Origin of the sequence: Fuscovulum ytuae, from assembly GCF_029953595.1 — a bacterium.
GTDB classification, from domain to species: Bacteria; Pseudomonadota; Alphaproteobacteria; order Rhodobacterales; family Rhodobacteraceae; genus Paragemmobacter; species Paragemmobacter ytuae.
Window position 1 is genome coordinate 12,608 of the sequence record NZ_CP124536.1, and the last position, 17,408, is coordinate 30,015.

The following is a 17,408-nucleotide window of genomic DNA, read 5'->3' on the forward strand; positions in this document are numbered from 1 at the left end:
ACCATGCGGTTCTGTGGACGGAAAAGGTTTGTGTCGACGCTGCCTCGCCCTCTTTTGCCCTGATCGAGAAGAGGCACCCTGATGGGTGAAGGAACATGGACGAACTGAAATACGGCACGAAGAACAAGCGGGGCGACTTCACCCCGAACGATCGTCTGGAAGGTGCGCCGGTCTTTATCTGGCCGCCCAGGCCCCTGAAGTTCCTGTCGTGGTTGCCGTCGTATTTCCTGCCGTGGAATGTGCTGTTCTTCGCGATGGGCGCAGTCTTGTGGTTCTATGCGACCCCGTCGAAGGAGACGCTGGCGGCTCTCCACTGGCAGTGGATGGCCTACATTCTGGGGCGCAACGCCCTGATCGTCTTCGTCCTTTACGGTGCGCTGGAGATGCGGCTCTACAAGCAGCGCGCTCAAGGGAACCGCTTCAAGTTCAACGGGCTGTTTCCGGCGGATCGGAAGTCGGACGTGTTCATGTTCGGCAGCCAGAACATCGACAACATCATCCGCAGTTTCGGCACGGGCGTTCCGATCTGGACGGCCTATGAGATCGTCATGCTGCATCTTTGGGCCATCGGCTGGGGGCCTTGGGCGACCTTCGCCGACCATCCGTGGGCACTGGTGATCCTTGGTCTGCTGGTTCCGGTGATACACGAGACGCACTTCTTCTGCATCCATTGGCTCATCCATCAGGGTCCGCTCTACAAGTGGGTGCATTCGGTTCACCATAATTCGGTGAACCCCTCGCCTTGGTCGTCGCTGTCGATGCATCCAGTGGAGCATCTGCTCTATTGGTCTGACGTGTTGATCCATCTGATCCTGCCGTCGCATCCCCTGCTTGTCATGTATCACCTGCAGGTGACGGGAACGGGCGCGGTCGTTGGCCATATCGGCTTCGACAAGATCGAGACGGGCAAGGACAGCGCCTTCGGCACGCATGCCTATGCTCACTACCTGCATCACAAGTATTTCGAGGTGAACTACTCGGATGGGCTGATGCCTTTCGACCGCTGGTTCGGCACCTGGCATGACGGCACCAAGGATGGTGACGCTCTGATGCAGGCGCGGTTCGAGAAGAAGAAGGCCCGGCTGAACGCCAAAGCCGAGAACACCCCGAACTGACGAGATACCGGGATGGCCTGCGGAGGAGTAGGCCACGCCGTGACCGGCACGATCCCGTGCCAACAACAATGGGAGCCCCGTCGAGCAACACGACGGCCAACAGGAGGAGGAAACCCCATGAAACTGACTACCCTTGCGAAGGCGATGGCCACAACCGCAGGACTCTCCCTTACCGCTGTCGCGGCGAACGCTGCCGACATCGCGGTGATCGCAGGTTCGGCTCAAGACGCATTTTTCAACGTGGTCAAGAAAGGCGTTGATGATGCTGCGCTGGTCGTTCAGGCGAATGGTGGCACGGTGACCTACCTGACGGTTCCGAACTACGACAATTTCGGACCAGATCTGGTCAGCCTGATCAATACCGCCGTCAGCCAAGGCGTTGACGGGATCGCCATCCCGGTCTGGGTGCCGGACGCCCAGGTTCCCGCGCTGCAGGAAGCGGCAAAGCAGGGCATCAAGATCATGATGTATAACTCCGGTGCGGACTCTAAGGACGCCATCTCGGGCATCAACTACTTCGGATCCGACGAGAAGGTGGCCGGCATCGCGGGTGGTGAATATCTGGCGAAGACCGGTGCCAAGAAGATCATGTGCGTGATCCAGGTTCCGGGGGCCGTGAACCTTGAGACGCGCTGCAACGGTGTCGAAGAAGGTGCCAAAGCGAACGGGGCCGAGATCGTCCGTCTGCCGCTTCCGGCGAACCTTGACGGCAATGCTGCCGGCACGGCAGAGGCCATCAAGGCCGAACTTCTGAAGGATCCGTCGGTGGATGCCGTTATCACGCTCTCCGCAGGCGTGGCAGATGCGGCTAACATGGCGATCGAGCAGGCCGGTGTCGCCGACAAGGTCAAGCTGGGCACCTTCGACATGAACGCATCGGTCCTCGACCGGATCAAGAACGGCAAGCAGGCGATGGCAATTGACCAGCAGCCCTACCTGCAATCTTTCCTTGCCACTACGATGCTCGCTTCGGCCATCGACTGGGGAACCGATCTTGCCACCGATCCGGTCCTGACCGGCCCGGCCATCGTCGACTCTTCCAATATCGATGCCGCCCTTGCCGGTGTCGCTGCCGGCACGCGCTGATATCCTGACCGGGGCCGGCCCTTCCGGCTGGCCCCGTATTCTTTGACGACGCCCGGGGGAGATGCACCAATGGGAAAACTTTCACTTGATGTCCTTATGAGGCGGCCCGAAGCGGGTGCATTTCTGGGCATGGTCTTCGTGGCCATCTTCTTCACGATCTTTGGGGGCGTGCTGTTTGTGTCGCCCCAAGGTATTGCAAGCTGGCTGAACGTGGCTGCCAACCTTGGCATCATCGCTGTGCCCGTGGGCTTTCTGATGATTGCGGGCGAGCTTGATATATCCATCGGGGCAATGGTGCCTGCGGCCTCGATGACCATCGGAATCGTTTCTGGATACTACGGGTTGCCCATCGTCGTCGGCATTGCCGTGACGCTTGCCTTCGGGGTGATCGTCGGCCTGATCAACGGGATCGTGGTGGTCCGAACAGCCGTTCCGTCGCTTATCGTCACGATGGGCACGCTCTTCGCCGTGGCAGGACTGATGCTTTTCCTGTCCATCGTGCTAACAAACACCACCTCGGTTTCCATGCCGAACATTGAGCCTTGGGCGAAAGCGATCTTCGGGAGTTTCATCTTCGGGACCTATCAGGTCATGGTAATCTGGTGGGTCGTGCTGACCGCCATGTTCTTTTTCTTCCTGCACATGTCGCCGTGGGGGAACTGGGTCTACGCTCTTGGCGGTGACAAGGTGTCTGCCCGCAATGCCGGCATCCCGACAGATGCGGTGACCATCGGACTATTTGTGCTGTCCTCGGTCTCTGCCTCCTTCGTCGGAATGTGCCAGACGATCCTGTTTAACTCGGCACAGGTCTCCGCAGGGCAGAGCTACATCTTCAACACCATCATCTCCGTCGTGGTAGGCGGGGTATTGTTGACGGGGGGCTTCGGGTCGGTGGTCGGGATCTTCTTCGGCACCATCACCTTCGCCATCGTAAACCAAGGCATCTATTTCACGGACTTCGACCGAAACCTGTCGAGCTTGATAATCGGTGTCATGCTTCTGGTCGCAGTGCTGATGAATAACACCTTCCGCAAGATGGCGCTCGCCGCCACGACCAAGAAGAAAGGGGCGTGACCGTGACTGCTCCCATCCTTTCACTGAAGAACATCAACAAGTCCTTCGGTCCCATCGACGTCCTGCATGACATCAACCTCGATGTCCGTGCCGGTGAGGTTCTCTGTCTTCTCGGCGACAACGGGGCAGGGAAATCGACTCTTATCCGCATTCTTTCCGGTGTCCATCAGCCGACCACCGGCACGATCGAACTGGACGGTCAGCCTGTCACTTTCCCCGCACCGCGAGCAGCGCAGGAGGCAGGGATTTCGACAGTCCACCAGTTCGGCGGCACCTTTCCCCTCATGTCCATCGGGCGGTCATTCTTTGTCGGCGTAGAGCCGACCAAGGGCTGGGGACCGTTCAAGATCTACGACCGGAAGAAAGCCAACGAGATCGCGGTCAAGGCCGTGCAGGAGATGGGCATTACCCGCATTACCGACGGCGACCGGCTTGTCGGGGGCTTGTCAGGTGGCGAACGCCAGTCTTTGGCCATCGCCCGTGCCGTCCACTTCGGCGCACGGGTGCTGATCCTTGACGAACCGACCGCCGCGCTTGGGGTGAAGCAGGCAACGCATGTCCTTCGGATCGTGAACGAAGCGAAACGCCGAGGCCTCGCGGTGATCTTCATTACCCATCAGGTCATGCATGCGATGGCCGTGGGTGACCACTTCGCGGTCCTGATCCGTGGAGCCGTCGCTGCGGACTTCAAGAAGGGCGAGAAGACCCGCGAAGAGATCACGGATCTCATGGCGGGCGGTGCTTCGATGGCAAGCCTCGAGGCCGAAATCGAGAGTTACATGGCCAGCCATGATGGCCACCCGCCAAAGGCGGCGTAAGGGGTTGCCGGGGCAGGATCGACTTCTCCTCCTCCCTGTCCCGACATCAGGCAAGGTGCCCGCCTCTCCCGGCTGGGGCCTTGCGCGACAAGCGCCGGACCGGTCTCCCTCCGGTCCGGCGAATTCAAGACCTTCGAGGAAGACAATGCCAAGCTGGATCCGCGCCTGCGCCACCGATGACATCGAACCCGACGACATGATCCGTTTCGATCACGGAACCCAGACCTTCATCATCGTCCGCAGCGAGGACGACGAGTTCTTCGCGATGGATGGCATATGCAGCCATGAGAAGGTGCATCTCTGCGATGGGCTGGTGATGGACGGGGCCGTCGAATGCCCCAAGCACAATGCAACCTTCGACTATCGGACCGGCGAGGCGACGCGCGCGCCCGCTTGCGTGAACCTGCGGATCTTTCCCGTGAAGGTCGAGGGCGCGGACGTTTTCATCGAGCTTTGAGCAGACGGATCGAACATGACGATTAGACTTGCTGTCATCGGTGCTGGGATCATGGGCTGCGACCATGCCCGCATCTTTGCTGAGGAGATCCCGGGGGCGACGATCACAATCGTCTGCGATGCCTCGGAAACGCGTGCACGTGCTGTAGCCGATACGGTTGGGGCGAGGCATGTCCTCACGGATCCAGATGCCGCAATCACGTCCTCGGACGTAGATGCGGTGATAGTGGCATCGCCCGACTTCACTCATGCGCCCCTTTCGATGGCATCTATCGCGGCAGGCAAGCCCGTGCTGTGCGAAAAACCCCTGTCGCAGAAGTCTGCAGACTGCGTGCAGGTCATGGAGGCGGAACAGGCTGCGGGTCGTAGTTTCGTCCAGCTTGGCTTCATGCGCCGTTATGACCAGTCCTACATGGAGATGCGTCGCGCCCTAACCGAGGGCCGGATCGGCCGCGCGCTGATGATGCACAACTTCCACCGCAACGTGGCGACACCTGCCGCCGATTTCACCGGCGCGATGGCGATCACCAATTCCGCGCCGCATGAGTTCGACGTGGTGCGGCTGGTGTTGGGGACGGATTACGCGACGATCTCGGCATGGCAACCGAAGCGGTCGGATGCGGTGGTGGCCCCCGTGTTCATGGTGCTGGAAACCGTGGACGGGCAGGTCGTGGACATCGAGATCAACAACAATGCGGCCTATGGCTACGATGTGCGGGCCGAGTTGGTCGGGGAAAAGGGCGGGATCGCCATGAACCCCGTCGCCTATACTCGGCTGGACCAGAATCTTTGCCAACAGGTCGGCTATGACGCCGATTGGCGCGGCCGATACCACGAGGCTTATGTGCGCCAGAACCGCGCCTTTGTCCGCTTTGTGCAGACGGGCGTCTTCCCCGAGATCGGGTCGAGCGCATGGGACGGTTACGCCGCGGCCGTGGTGGCCGAAGCGGGCGTCAAAGCCTTGGCCGAGGGGCGCAAGGTGCCTGTGGAAATGATGAAAAAGCCGGAGTTCTACAAATGAAACTGGGGTTCGTGTCCGACAGCCTTGGCGGGCTGCCCTTCGAGACGATGTTGGACCATGCCGCGCGCATGGGTGTCAGCGGGGTCGAGGTGAACACCTGCGGCTGGTCTACCGCGCCGCATTTCGACCTGACGGGGATGCTCGGCAATACGGCCAAGCAGAAGGCGTTCCTGAGCGCCTTCGCGGAACGTGGGCTTGAGGTGATCAGCATGAACGCCAATGGCAACCCGCTGCATCCGACCGACCGGGCGCAAGGACAGGGGCTGCGCGACACCATCCGCGTTGCGGGTGAAATGGGGATCAAGACCGTCTGCACCATGTCGGGCCTGCCTGCCGGAAGCCCGACCGACACCATGCCGAACTGGGTGGTGTCGTCGTGGCCGCCCGAAACCCAAGCCATCCTCCGTTATCAGTGGGAAGAGAAACTGATCCCCTTCTGGACCGAGATCGTGGCGCTGGCGCGGTCTTGCGGAGTCGAGCGGATCGCGCTGGAACTGCACGGCAATCAGGTCGTCTACAACGTGCCGTCGCTCCTCAAGCTGCGTGCCGCCGTCGGCCCCGTCGTGGGCGCGAACCTCGACCCGTCCCACCTTTTCTGGATGGGGGCCGATCCCCTGATCGCCGCCGAGGCGCTTGGCGATGCTGTCTATCACGTTCATGCCAAGGATACCTTTCTGAACGCGCCGAGGCAGGCGACCACTAGCCTTTTGGAAAACGGCAGCTTGATGGACATCCCCGCGAGGTCCTGGAGCTACATTACGCTGGGCTTCGGGCATGGCGAGGAGTGGTGGCGGCAGTTCTGCTATCGCCTCAAGATGGCGGGCTATAATGGCTGGCTGTCCATCGAGCATGAGGATGTCCTGCTCAACTCCCTCGAAGGGCTGGAGAAGTCCGTTGCGCTCCTGCAATGCGTGATGCCGTCGGCCCCCGCCGATTACCAACCCCAAGCGATCTAAACGCATGCCATTCGCACGACAGATGCGAATGGCTGCTTTCCGCCCTTCACATCAGCCAGAGTCAGAGGAGTGCCGGTTTCCCAGTGACGGGTTGAGGGCTGGGAGAGTGGCTCCCGGCGCCCGTCGCGGGAGATAGCCGATGGGCGTTGTAGAAGTTCTGGATCCAGTCGCACCGGCGCGGGCGGGTGGCTGGAAAGTGGATGTGAGCCGGGGTGAGCGGAACGGGCGGGTGTCGTCCGAATGGTTCAACCGGCCCGATGATGAGCGGTATCTGTCGCTCGACGATCTCTGGGCCAATGTGAAGGGCCGCTCCGAGCGCAGCCGCAGCCGGGTCGTGCAGACTGCGGACATTCGCATCGAAGCCGCGCGCGACAACCCCGAGCGGCTGCACCTGATGCTGCCGAAAGCGCATGAACCGGTCGCACCGACGCATTGGGCCTTCGGCCAGCTTGCCAGCATCGTTGGTGCTCCGGCCTCGTACCTGCGGCAGTTGCCCGCGCCGCTGGCGGGCATCAACTTGCAATATGGCCTGACGAACCACCGCGCAGAGCAGGTGAAGACCTTCGAGACCGAGGATGGCCGCACCGAACTGCGTGCGGTGACCGGCCCCGACTATGGCCGCATCCATGACCACGAGCTCGTCGAGGCGGTGCAGCGCATCGCGGGCAATGGCACCGGCGACACACGCTGGAAAGTGCCGGGCGTGCTCGATTGGTCGACCGGTTTCTATAACCCCGATGTCGAGATCAGCCGCGATACGACCACGCTCTATGCTTCAGACCGCGATGTCTTCCTGTTCCTCGTTGACGATCACAACCCGATCGAGGCGGGCCGGCTGCCGGACGGTTCCCCTGATCTCTACTTCCGGGGCTTCTACTGCTGGAACTCCGAGGTAGGGGCCAAGACCCTCGGCATGGCGAGCTTCTACCTGCGAGCCGTGTGCCAGAACCGCAACCTCTGGGGCGTCGAGGATTTCCAGGAGATCACCATCCGCCACTCGAAATACGCGGCCTCCCGCTTTGCGCATGAAGCGGCACCCGCGCTGACGCGGTTTGCCAATTCCTCGCCGCAGGGCTTCGTGAACGGCATCAAGGCGGCGCGGCAGCAGATCGTGGCGCGGACAGACGAGGATCGGGATGACTTCCTGCGCAAGCGCGGCTTCTCGAAGGCGGAGTCCGGCAAGATCATCGAGAAGGTGCTGATGGAGGAAGGTCGCCCGCCCGAGAGCATCTTCGATTTCGTGCAAGGCATCACGCGCCTGGCACGCGACAAGACCCAGCAGGATGCCCGCCTCGACATGGAGGGGCGCGCCAAGAAGCTCCTCGACCGGGTCGGCTGACGCCTGGCCCGACAACGCGACCGCCCTCGCGCGCGGCGGTCGCGCTTTCCCCTTCAAACAGCATGCCGCTGGCCCCGCCTCGAGAGGGCAGGGGGCTTCGGCCTGCGCTTTTCAGCGAGAACCTTCATGACCCCTCAGGAAGAAACCGTCATCCTCGAGGCCCGTGACATCCTCGGCCGCTACCTCAGTCAGAACCCGGTCATCGGCAGCTGGCAGGCGCTGATGGACTATTGTGCGTTCAGCGTTCGTGGGCCCATCGAGCGCTTCCACGTGCTCTACCTCGACCGCAAGAACCGCATCATCTCCGATGAGCTCTTGTCGACCGGCACGGTCGATCATGTCCCGGTCTATCCGCGCGAGGTGATCAAGCGGGCGCTGATGCTGAACGCCAGCGCCTTGATCCTGATCCACAACCACCCCTCGGGCGATCCGACGCCGTCGGAGGCCGATCTCAGCATGACAAAGGAGATCCAGAAGGGGTGCAAGTATCTCGGCCTGACGCTGCACGACCACATCATCGTCGGGGCCGAGACCGAGCTGAGCCTGCGGGCCCTCGGCAAGCTCTGAGGGCCCATCGGACCCATCACCGCTGCCCCTTCGAGGAAGAGGGCTGCGGTTTGCTCTTTGACGGATGAGGTGGGGAGAGAGGCTTCCCGCGCCGTCGGAGATCTTCCCATGTTCGACCTGCCCTTGCCGATTCACTCGACCGCCTACGCGCGTGGCGTCACACCGCACTTTCCGACTGCCGACGCCGATCCCAATCATCCCTTCGCCTTGACCCTGTCGCGCCGCGCACCGGCCGATCTCATGTCGGGCCGCGCCGCCCCGCTCGTCCTCGCCTGTTTCGCGTCGCTGGCCGAGGCCATGCAGGGCGCGATCGACCATGCCGAGGGGATCGCCCCGGATGCCGCGCCCCAGCTTCTGGCAATCCTCGATCGCGATGAGCGCCTCGTGTTGGCCGGGGCGTCCAGCGACCACGCCGTCGCTTGGTGCCACCCGGTGACGAGCGCGGCCGAGGCGCGGGGCGTCGTGACCGAGGCGAGCCAGCTACGCGCGCAGGCGGGCCGCGCGGCCACCTGGGGTGAGCCCGATCTCGCGCAGCGGCTGCGCCACCGCGCCGATCTTCTGGACGGGCGTCTCGTCGACCCGCTCTGGCGCGCCTTCGCCGCCCGGGCGCTGCAGGTCGCTGCTTGAAGTCTGAGAGACAGAGGTGGGCAGGGGCGATTTGGAGCTTGTCCGGGGGAGAGAGATCGCCCGGCCCGGCTCCGATCCCTTCCCCTGACCGGAGACATCCGATGACCCTGACTGAACCTACCCTGGCGCCGCCGATGGCGCCCTCGACCGTCGACATGGCGCAGATCTTCGCAGCGCATGCCGCGCGCGCGGCCCGGATCGAAGCCTTGCGCCCCGGCAACAAGGACCGCCTCTTCGATGGTCTCATGGCCGCCGGCATCACCCATGTCACCGTGACCTTCGACGGTGCTGGCGACAGTGGCCAGATCGAAAGCATCGGCGCCTGGTCCGGCGAGACCGCGGTCGAGTTTCCCGCGACCGAGGTCGAATACGCCGCGCTGACCTGGGATGACCCCGAGGTGGAGATGCGGCAGCTGTCGCTGGAGGATGTCGTGGAGCAACTCGCTTACGACTTCCTCTCCGACAGCCATGGCGGCTGGGAGAACAACGACGGCGGCTGGGGCGAGTTCTGCTTCGACGCGGCCGCCCGCTGCATCCACCTCGAGTTCAACGAGCGGTACACCTCGTCCGAACTCTTCACCCATGATTTCTGAGGGGGCTGCGATGGCACATCCCTATCACCACGCCCTCTCTTCGGTGAAGAAATGGGGCGGCACGGTCGACGACTTCATCGCGGTGCATGCCTGGTTCGACCAGAGCAAGGAGATCATGGCCGACTTCCGTCACCGGGCGCTCCGCCACCATGCTGAGGGCATCTTCATGGCCGAGACGATCTTCGGGCCGACCCTCACCCTCTCGACCGGGCGCATCATCCCGACCCGCTGGGTGGGTGAGCAGCATGTGAAGGAAGACCTTGGCTTCATCCCGAGTTTCGCTGACTGGGTAAAGGCCATCCGGCCCGAGCCTTGGATGGGCCGGTCGGCGCGGATCGAGGCGCTGGTCGATCCGCATCTCGCCTCGCCCGTGGTCGAGGTCGCCTGACATGACCGACCCGGCCTATCAGCGCCTCGGCCTGCCAGTGACGGCCTCGCCCTATACTGTTCTGCGGGCAGCGGTCCGGGCGCTGCACCCCGACACGCGCGCCGTGCGCGGCTTCCGGGCCGCGCGCAAGCGCTTCTACCGGCAGATGCTCTGCGCGCATGCCGCGCGACAGGCGGCGGACGACACGCCTACCGACTGATCGCCCCCACGCATCCGTTCACCCCATTCCAGTGCCCGGCCTCTTGGCCGGGCGTTCCCCATTCAGGAGGTACCCATGGCGGATTACTTCACCCATTTCTCATGCCTGCTCGACGTCGGCACTTCCGAAAAGGCGGCCCGAGCACTCGCGCTGTTCCAGGAACTTCGCGCCGCAGATCAGGACGCCGATGACCCGGAGGTCGCAGGCTTCGACCTCGTGCGCCAGGACGCGCCCAATGGCAGCGCCCTCTGGATCCATGACGACGACCACGGCGATGTCGAGGCCGTCATCCGCTTCGTGCTGCGCCTCGCCAAAGAGCTCGACCTCACCGGCCTCTGGGGGTTCCAGTATGCCCAGACCTGCTCCCGGCCGCGCCTCGACGCCTTCGGCGGCGGCGCGCATGTCCTTGATCCCGGCGCACGCAAATCCGTCGGCTGGACCAGCAGCCAGGAATGGCTGGCCGCTGCGCTGAGCGGGGAGGACGTCGATGCCTTCTGTAATGGGGCCAGTGCAGTCAATGGGTAATATTCAACAAAAGGCCCCCTCGAGGCTGAGCGCTTCGAGGGCATGGCTAAGCGGAACGGATAAGTCTTGGCGGTCACCCCCTCTGGCGCTTTCGATCCCGTTCCATCGATGTGATCCTACACCGGTTCGCGCTTCTGTCCGTGGTCGACGCAGTGGTCGCCAACTTGATGCTGGTTCAAAGCGGTCTCCGCGCGCCTATCTGAGATACGTGCTCGAAGCGGATGCTCCGGCGACAAGGCATCGAACGGCGTCATCGGAAACCGCGTCCTGGTGAGGACCTCGATGGCCGGTTTTCAGGTCGGCCAGTTCGTTGTTTTCAGTCGCGGCAACTTGGCTGGCTTTAAGCCATCTTGGCAGCTTGGAATTCGGTGTTGTCGACCCACATGCGATGCAGAATTACACCCATCCTGCGGGCCAGAGCGACCGCGGCCCGCTTAACGCCACGCCTACGAACAACCTGCTCCGCCCATGCGCGCAACCAATTCGGCTTTTTCGAGCGATGGATCACCACGGTGGCAGCTTGATACAGTGCGGTCCGCATATCCATATCGCCAGCTTTGGTGACACCGCCGATGATATCCGTCTCTCCGGATTGGTAGCGACGAGGTGTCAATCCAATTGATGGGCCAACATCTTTCGACCGCCGAAACCTGCCGGGGTCATCGATGGTTGAGCGGACAGTCAATGCGACGACCGGACCAATACCGGGCATCGTCATCATCAAGCGACAAACTGGATCCTCGCGCGTGATGTCTCGTGCCATGCGTTCAAAGCGCACAAGCTCGCTGCGCAACGCAGCTCGAGCCCTGAGCATCGGTTCGATTGAAAGCTGGATGAGCTTGTTGCCATCGGTCAATTCGCGAACTCGGTCTTCAAAGCTGACTTTGCCAATCCGACCAAGTCGAAGTCCGAAATTGCGCAGCATGCCCCGAATAGACATCTCGATGTTGATAGCGGCGTCTTGCACGGATCGGCGTGCACCGAGAAGCACCCTAAGCTCCTGCGCGGAAAGTGACTTGCAATGGACTGGCCGGAACCAGCCCATCTGCAGCAAGCGGGCCAGGCCAGCAGCATCGCGGCGATCGGTCTTTACCGGCGCAGCTTTCAAGGCGGCTTTTACTTGCCGGGTCTCCATCAGCACCACCGGCAGTCCAAGGTCGGTCAAAGATTTATGAAGCCACTGGGACAAGGGTCCGGCTTCGATACCAATCGCTTCTACCACTCCCGGCATGCTCCTGATGCAGGCGTTCAACGCCCCGGGGTCACTCGCAACTTTCGTTTCCTTCAAAAGCTTGCCGTGTTCGTCCACGGCGCAAACCGCAGAATTCTCGAGAGATACGTCAATGCCAACGAAAACACCCATAGATCACTCCCCTCTTGACCCTAATGACAGGCGGCCTGAATCAAGCAACGAAGCGCCCGAATTTCCCAGCGGAAAAAGTTTGGGATCCGCTTCAGCGTCGGGCGGCCGCCCCATTACGGCATCTGAAGTCATCTGCACCACCGTCTACCAGTTCCCCGAACTCTCGGATGCTGCCAAGGAAAAGGCGCGCAGCTGGTATCGCGAACTCGGCCCCCACGATGACTGGTGGGACGCGGTCTACGAGGATTTCGAGCGGGTCTGCGACATCCTCGGCATCCGTCTGAAGACCACCCCCGTCCGCCTGATGGGCGGCTGGACACGGCCCAAGCTCTGTATCTGGTTCTCCGGGTTCTGCAGCCAGGGCGACGGCGCTTGCTTTGAAAGCTACTGGTCCCACGCCAAGGGCGGGGCCACGCGCATCCGGGACTACGCGCCCACGGACGCGACGCTGCACGGCATCGCTGACCGGCTGCAGGCCATCCAGCGCCGCAACTTCTACCAGCTTGCCGCCGAGGTCAGCCATCGCGGGCGCTACTACCACGAGTACACGATGTCGGTGGACGTCACGCGGGACAGCCCGACCTGGCAGCCGCCGACCGAAGACGCCGAGGAGATCGTGACCGAGGCGCTGCGTGATCTGGCCCGCTGGCTCTACCGTCAGCTTCAGGCTGAATACGACCACCTCACCTCGGACGAGGCCATCGAGGAGGGGATCATCGTGAACGAGTACACGTTTACCGAAGCCGGGCGGCGGTTCGGGTGAGAGCGTAGGCGGTTCATTTGATCTTTACACGGAGGTCATATGATCTATATTCAGACCAATGGAGGGTGCCATGTATGTTGCTGAGAAAATCCGGGAACCTGCACAGATCAACGCCGTCGCGTTGAAGGCCTACGCCCGCGTGGCCGATGCCTGGGGTCTCAGCCTCAAGGAAGCGGCAGGCCTTGCCGACATGTCGGAGAGCACCTGGAAGCGCGCCAAGAAGCCGGATTTCGCGGGGGAACTGACCAAGGATCAGCTTCTGCGGTTGAGCGCCGTCATCGGCATCTACAAATCGCTCGAACTCTATTTCTCCGAGCCACTCGCGCGCAGCTGGTTCACCCGCCCGAACACCGGCCCGCTGTTCGGGGGCAGCCGTCCGATTGACACCGCCATCGACGGGGGCTTGCCGCAGATCCTCGCGGTGCGGACCTATCTTGATGCGTTGCGTGGTGGGGCATGAAGCAGACCGAGATTTCCGATCGTGGTCTCGTCCGTCTCCTGCCAGCCACCTACCACAAGCCACCGTCCTTGCGGGGTCTCGTCGATAGCGATGACGAAATGGAGATCCTGGCAGAAATCGAGGGTCTGACCAGCGGCCGTCTTTTGGCGGAACGTGGCCGCAACCCGCATCTGGACCCGCGCGAGCTGGCCTGGCAGCGCCGCAGCCGAGATCTGCGCATCTACGGCGACAGCCATGTCAACGCCGCCTTCACCTATACCCGCGCCGGCGGAAACCGCTTCAACACCGAGGAGCGCGGCGCGTGGTATTGCGCATGGGACGTGATGGTGTCCGTCAGCGAAGTGGCTTGGCACCGCACACGCGAACTCGGCTTTACGGGCAGCTATCATGACAGCGCCCGCTATGTGGAACTGCTGGCGGATTTCATCGGGATCTTCGATGACATGACCGACGAGCCGGGCCATCCGGCTCTGCATCCCGATCCGGCTGTTGGATATCCTGAGGGCCAAAGCCTCGCCCAGCATCTGCGCCGGGCTGGATCGCGGGGCCTGATCTATCCCTCAGTTCGGGCTCCCGCGCCGGGCGGGAATTGCCTGGTCTGCTTTGAGCCGCACGCGATCCAGAACGTCCGGCCGGGCGCATCCTGGGATCTTGTTTGGGATGGGACGCCGCACTACTCGGTTACGGCTGTCGGCTGACGATTTACAGCGCAAGCGCCCTTGGAGGTCCGAAGAAATGAAGCCTGCAAATGACAACAGCGCGGACGTCACAACCTTGAAGCCATGCGACCATGGGGCGTTCTTTGAGGCTTTGGACTGTCCGCCGTTACCTGCGGAAGCGCTACGGGCTGCATTTCGCAGGCGGAGGGAGTTCCTTGCTGATCTGGGCGCCAAGGCCGCGAACGTTGGCTGACGGTCGTCATCCTTCGTACTGAATCGCTAGGTCAATAGCGCCTCTTCAGACAATCCCCCATCCGAATTCAATGCGCAGTTCATTCAGTTCGAGCTTCCAGTACTAGAGCCGACCGCAACACTAAGTAGAGATCGGCACCCCTACCCGCCATGATCATGTGATCGTGTATTCGCGCCACGGGATCGACCGCAGCGGCACCCGCGACAAAAAGCGGGCGATGTCCGGCCGACCGTAATAGGTGGGCCGACCGCGCCCGTCCTGCGACATCAGCACGACCGGCACGCCGAAGACTGGGCCGAAGCCCCGGATCGCGTCGGCGGCCGCCACGCTGTTCTGCACCACATGGGGTTTCACCACCACGACGGCAAAGGTCTGACCCTGCTCGCGGATCACCGCACCTTGCACACGCATCTGCCTCGCTCCTTCTCTTAGGCTGCCAGCCTGTTGAGCCGACTGTTGATCCATTCCCAAGCCTCCTGAGTCAGCCAGCCCGAATAGTCGCGGGTGACGCCGATCACGAGGACGCGATCGTTCTTGTCGAAGTGGGGGGCCAGCCGGTCCCAGACGCCGCTGGCGTTCAGATTGGTATCGACCAGCCAGGTCGATCCGAGGTAGTGCCACCAGTCCCCGAGGTTCTTGATGGCCTTGTGCAACTCGTCGTAGTTCTGACCCGGCCGCTTCAGGTCGTAGTTGATCGCGTAGATCATTTTTGTTCTCCTGTCGGTATCGCGACGCGGACCGGAAACCGGCCCTGATGCGCCTCGACTCCCTATGCGGACATCGGGGGAGGTCTCGGACATCCGCCGTCTCATGTCCGCGCAGGAGCTGCTCTCCCGCATAGGAGAGCGAAGAGGGATGGAAGGTGTGAGTTTGCAGGAACCCGCGACCGCCAGAAGCAGCGCCGAGATCGTTGAGGCGATCCGAGGCCTTTCTGCCGCCGATTGGGTGCGGCTAAAAAAGGTCGCCGCTTACTATGCGCGCCCCGCCGTTCCTGCCCAAGACCTGCTGCAGGAGGCGTTCGTCCGCGCGCTCGATGGCAGCCGTGTCTGCCCGGCGCATGTGGACGCGGTGCGTTTTTTGGCCGAGGCCATACGCAGCATCGCCGACGGCGAGCAGGAAAAGGCAGATCGCCGCCCTGCCCTCGTCTCCATCGAGGGCGGAAGCGGCGCTGCGACAGCCATGAGTGTCCCGGACCCTGCGCAGAGTGTGGAGTCCAGGATCGTACAGGCCGAGCAGGACGCGCGGATGCGTGCCGATCTGCTCGCGCTCTTCGAGGACGACTCGGCAGCGAAGGACATTGTGGAAGGCACTATGGAGGGCATGACGGCGGAGGACCTGCGAGAGTTGACCGGTCTCGACAGGACAGCCTACGATTCCAAACGAAAGCTGATCCGCCGTCGGATCGACAAGAGATATCCCGAAGGATGGCAGCCATGACCGGTAAGAACGACAAAGCCGGTCGGCCGATCGACCGGCTGGCAGATGAGTTCGTTGATGACATTCTCAACTTGTCCGACGACGAGGTTCTGGCCGAGTTCCGAGAAGACGGCGGCGATCCCGAAAGGCACGCTGCCAAAATGCGGTCGATGTTCGAAAACAGACTGCTGGCGGCGAACAAGGCACGCATGAACGCGGCGAAGGCCGGTGTTGCTTCCAGCCGTCGAGTTGAAAAAAGACTTTCCGTGCCGGTTGTCGATATCGCCGACGCCCGCGCCCGCCTTCGTGCTTTAATCGCACGCGCAGATAGCATTCCCGGCCTGACGCTTGCGGCGCGCAAGGAAGACGAACTTTCGGATTCCGATGTGGTCGGGATGCTCGAGGAGCTTGCCGAACTGGGCCTGCTGGACGGCGATCAGGACATCGGAAAGACCTGATGCGGCCGTCGCCTGCCGAAACACTGCTCCAGGAGTTGGGCGTTACCGATCCAGCCGAGATAGACCTTGAAGCGGTCGCCTACCATGTCAATGCTAAGGTCCGCTACAGGCGGCTCGACGGTTGCGAAGCCAGGATAGTCGGGACAGCCGACCGCGCGATCATCACGATCAACCAAGACAGCCAGTGGCGCAGAAAGCGGTTTTCCATCGCGCACGAGCTGGGCCACTGGCACCACCATCGAGGCCGTTGCCTCGCCTGCCGGGTCGATGAGTACAGACCAAGGACCGGCGTTTCGCCCGAGCGCATCGCTGATGGATATGCGGCTGATTTGCTTATGCCCGGCTATCTATTCCGACCGCTCGCGCAAGCGCAGAAGAAGCTGAACTTCACGGCGATCAAGGCCTTGGCAGATGCCTTCGATTCTAGCCAGACCGCCACGGCAATCCGTCTTGTCGAAACTGATCACACGCCGTCGATGCTGGTTTGCCATGGGCCGAAGGGTAGGAAGTGGTTCGTCCGTTCGCCCAGTGTCCCGGACCGTTGGTTCCCTCAAGACACCCTCGACGCCGAGAGCTACGCCTTTGGCATCCAGTTCGGTCTCGATCCCGACAACCCGATGCTGCGCAAGATCGGGGCGGATGCTTGGTTCGAGCGTGCCGGTTCTGATCGGTTCGAGATTCAGGAGCAGACGATCAGGGTCGGCCCGGAGGAAACCCTTACACTGCTGGTATTCTGCGATGCTGCGATGCTCGAAGAGCAGGACTACCGTGGGTATCGACGGTAGCTATCAGTAAACACACAGAATGCTTTCCAAAAACGGCCGTTTCTGGCCCAGAGTTCGGCTCAGCATGAAATCAATAGCTTAGGCTGGACGCATAGGTTGGTCAGAACCCTTCGGGTTTTGGGAGAGTTCTGTCTCTAGGGTGGCGATTCGCTTCAGGTCACCCGTTCCCGTCGATCCACTTCGACATTAGCCCCTTGTCGCGGAAGCATTCGTCCGGGACGGCGCGTCGTTTGAACCGGGCGAGTTTCTCCGCGAAGGCCACCTGCTTGGACGTGGGCAGCTTGTCCATTTCAGATACCGGCTTCAGCTGGGCCTGCGCCTCGATCCAGGCGCTCAGGGACCGGCGGTCCTGCTGAACCTCCCATGGCAGGAGGGTCTTGTTGCGAAGGGCGAGCGACCGCGCATAGGCGATCTGCTTGGGCGTCGCGGGCAGGGCGTGCGTGGTGCTGTCCATCGGGAAACTCCCTTGCTGGCTTGGCTTTAAATA

At 62.2% G+C, this 17,408-nt stretch carries 24 protein-coding genes; 20 read left to right on the forward strand and 4 right to left on the reverse strand.

Annotated features, from left to right (window positions below; translation table 11 throughout):
* Positions 1-95 precede the first annotated feature (95 nt).
* The 14 genes from QF092_RS18700 to QF092_RS18765 all read left to right on the forward strand — a co-directional run bounded on the left by QF092_RS18700 (position 96) and on the right by QF092_RS18765 (position 10,764).
* Positions 96-1,115, forward strand: coding sequence for a sterol desaturase family protein (locus QF092_RS18700; RefSeq protein WP_281470285.1), 1,020 nt, complete (start codon positions 96-98; stop codon positions 1,113-1,115).
* Between the two features lie 144 nt (positions 1,116-1,259).
* Positions 1,260-2,201 (forward strand): substrate-binding domain-containing protein, encoded by a 942-nt coding sequence (locus QF092_RS18705; protein WP_281470287.1) that lies wholly within the window; start codon positions 1,260-1,262, stop codon positions 2,199-2,201.
* Positions 2,202-2,270: 69 nt separating this feature from the next.
* Entirely contained in the window at positions 2,271-3,275 is a 1,005-nt protein-coding gene (locus QF092_RS18710; protein ID WP_281470289.1) for an ABC transporter permease, read from the forward strand.
* A 2-nt stretch (positions 3,276-3,277) separates the two neighbouring features.
* Entirely contained in the window at positions 3,278-4,093 is an 816-nt protein-coding gene (locus tag QF092_RS18715; protein WP_420026553.1) for an ATP-binding cassette domain-containing protein, read from the forward strand.
* A gap of 145 nt (positions 4,094-4,238) precedes the next feature.
* Complete coding sequence (locus QF092_RS18720) at positions 4,239-4,550, forward strand: MocE family 2Fe-2S type ferredoxin (RefSeq protein WP_281470293.1); 312 nt, start codon at positions 4,239-4,241, stop codon at positions 4,548-4,550.
* Positions 4,551-4,565: 15 nt separating this feature from the next.
* Complete coding sequence (locus tag QF092_RS18725; RefSeq protein WP_281470295.1) at positions 4,566-5,570, forward strand: Gfo/Idh/MocA family oxidoreductase; 1,005 nt, start codon at positions 4,566-4,568, stop codon at positions 5,568-5,570.
* Positions 5,567-6,526 (forward strand): sugar phosphate isomerase/epimerase family protein, encoded by a 960-nt coding sequence (locus QF092_RS18730; protein ID WP_281470297.1) that lies wholly within the window; start codon positions 5,567-5,569, stop codon positions 6,524-6,526. Before QF092_RS18725 ends, QF092_RS18730 begins: the two co-directional genes overlap by 4 nt.
* A 139-nt stretch (positions 6,527-6,665) precedes the next feature.
* The gene (locus QF092_RS18735) at positions 6,666-7,865 is read left to right on the forward strand and encodes a DUF932 domain-containing protein (RefSeq protein ID WP_281470299.1); all 1,200 of its coding nucleotides are present in this window, start codon (positions 6,666-6,668) and stop codon (positions 7,863-7,865) included.
* A gap of 126 nt (positions 7,866-7,991) precedes the next feature.
* Positions 7,992-8,432, forward strand: a complete 441-nt coding sequence (locus QF092_RS18740) for a JAB domain-containing protein (protein ID WP_281470301.1) — start codon at positions 7,992-7,994, stop codon at positions 8,430-8,432.
* A 108-nt stretch (positions 8,433-8,540) separates the two neighbouring features.
* Positions 8,541-9,059 carry a DNA repair protein RadC gene (locus QF092_RS18745; RefSeq protein ID WP_281470303.1) on the forward strand — a complete coding sequence of 173 codons (519 nt, stop codon included), beginning with the start codon at positions 8,541-8,543 and terminating at the stop codon, positions 9,057-9,059.
* 101 nt (positions 9,060-9,160) lie between these two features.
* Complete coding sequence (locus tag QF092_RS18750) at positions 9,161-9,652, forward strand: DUF6878 family protein (RefSeq protein ID WP_281470305.1); 492 nt, start codon at positions 9,161-9,163, stop codon at positions 9,650-9,652.
* Positions 9,653-9,662: 10 nt separating this feature from the next.
* The gene (locus tag QF092_RS18755; protein WP_281470307.1) at positions 9,663-10,040 is read left to right on the forward strand and encodes a DUF6915 family protein; all 378 of its coding nucleotides are present in this window, start codon (positions 9,663-9,665) and stop codon (positions 10,038-10,040) included.
* 1 nt (position 10,041) lies between these two features.
* Positions 10,042-10,239, forward strand: coding sequence for a hypothetical protein (locus QF092_RS18760; RefSeq protein ID WP_281470309.1), 198 nt, complete (start codon positions 10,042-10,044; stop codon positions 10,237-10,239).
* A 75-nt stretch (positions 10,240-10,314) separates the two neighbouring features.
* Complete coding sequence (locus tag QF092_RS18765) at positions 10,315-10,764, forward strand: hypothetical protein (RefSeq protein WP_281470312.1); 450 nt, start codon at positions 10,315-10,317, stop codon at positions 10,762-10,764.
* A gap of 340 nt (positions 10,765-11,104) precedes the next feature.
* Here QF092_RS18765 and QF092_RS18770 read toward each other — a convergent pair whose 3' ends face one another.
* Positions 11,105-12,127 (reverse strand): IS110 family RNA-guided transposase, encoded by a 1,023-nt coding sequence (locus tag QF092_RS18770; RefSeq protein ID WP_281470313.1) that lies wholly within the window; start codon positions 12,125-12,127, stop codon positions 11,105-11,107.
* 79 nt (positions 12,128-12,206) lie between these two features.
* Between QF092_RS18770 and QF092_RS18775 the strand changes: the two genes are divergently transcribed.
* From QF092_RS18775 to QF092_RS18785, 3 genes are read left to right on the forward strand one after another with little or no spacing between them, the layout of a single operon-like run.
* Positions 12,207-12,890, forward strand: coding sequence for an antitoxin of toxin-antitoxin stability system (locus QF092_RS18775; protein ID WP_281470315.1), 684 nt, complete (start codon positions 12,207-12,209; stop codon positions 12,888-12,890).
* Between the two features lie 58 nt (positions 12,891-12,948).
* Positions 12,949-13,350 carry an MbcA/ParS/Xre antitoxin family protein gene (locus tag QF092_RS18780; protein ID WP_281470317.1) on the forward strand — a complete coding sequence of 134 codons (402 nt, stop codon included), beginning with the start codon at positions 12,949-12,951 and terminating at the stop codon, positions 13,348-13,350.
* Positions 13,347-14,048 (forward strand): RES family NAD+ phosphorylase, encoded by a 702-nt coding sequence (locus QF092_RS18785; protein WP_281470319.1) that lies wholly within the window; start codon positions 13,347-13,349, stop codon positions 14,046-14,048. Before QF092_RS18780 ends, QF092_RS18785 begins: the two co-directional genes overlap by 4 nt.
* 367 nt (positions 14,049-14,415) lie before the next feature.
* Here QF092_RS18785 and QF092_RS18790 read toward each other — a convergent pair whose 3' ends face one another.
* Entirely contained in the window at positions 14,416-14,673 is a 258-nt protein-coding gene (locus QF092_RS18790) for a hypothetical protein (protein WP_281470321.1), read from the reverse strand.
* 17 nt (positions 14,674-14,690) lie between these two features.
* Positions 14,691-14,969, reverse strand: coding sequence for a hypothetical protein (locus QF092_RS18795; RefSeq protein ID WP_281470322.1), 279 nt, complete (start codon positions 14,967-14,969; stop codon positions 14,691-14,693).
* A gap of 148 nt (positions 14,970-15,117) precedes the next feature.
* Here QF092_RS18795 and QF092_RS18800 point away from each other — a divergent pair, with 148 nt between their 5' ends.
* The 3 genes from QF092_RS18800 to QF092_RS18810 are packed head-to-tail and all read left to right on the forward strand — an operon-like array spanning position 15,118 to position 16,921.
* Complete coding sequence (locus QF092_RS18800) at positions 15,118-15,699, forward strand: sigma-70 RNA polymerase sigma factor region 4 domain-containing protein (protein WP_281470325.1); 582 nt, start codon at positions 15,118-15,120, stop codon at positions 15,697-15,699.
* A complete protein-coding gene (locus tag QF092_RS18805) occupies positions 15,696-16,136 on the forward strand; it encodes a hypothetical protein (protein WP_281470327.1) in 441 nt (146 codons plus the stop codon). The genes QF092_RS18800 and QF092_RS18805 overlap by 4 nt, the downstream gene beginning before the upstream one ends.
* The gene (locus QF092_RS18810; protein WP_281470329.1) at positions 16,136-16,921 is read left to right on the forward strand and encodes an ImmA/IrrE family metallo-endopeptidase; all 786 of its coding nucleotides are present in this window, start codon (positions 16,136-16,138) and stop codon (positions 16,919-16,921) included. The genes QF092_RS18805 and QF092_RS18810 overlap by 1 nt, the downstream gene beginning before the upstream one ends.
* 157 nt (positions 16,922-17,078) lie before the next feature.
* On the opposite strand, the gene QF092_RS18815 is transcribed toward QF092_RS18810, so the two are convergent.
* Positions 17,079-17,375 (reverse strand): hypothetical protein, encoded by a 297-nt coding sequence (locus tag QF092_RS18815; protein ID WP_281470331.1) that lies wholly within the window; start codon positions 17,373-17,375, stop codon positions 17,079-17,081.
* Positions 17,376-17,408: the final 33 nt, after the last annotated feature.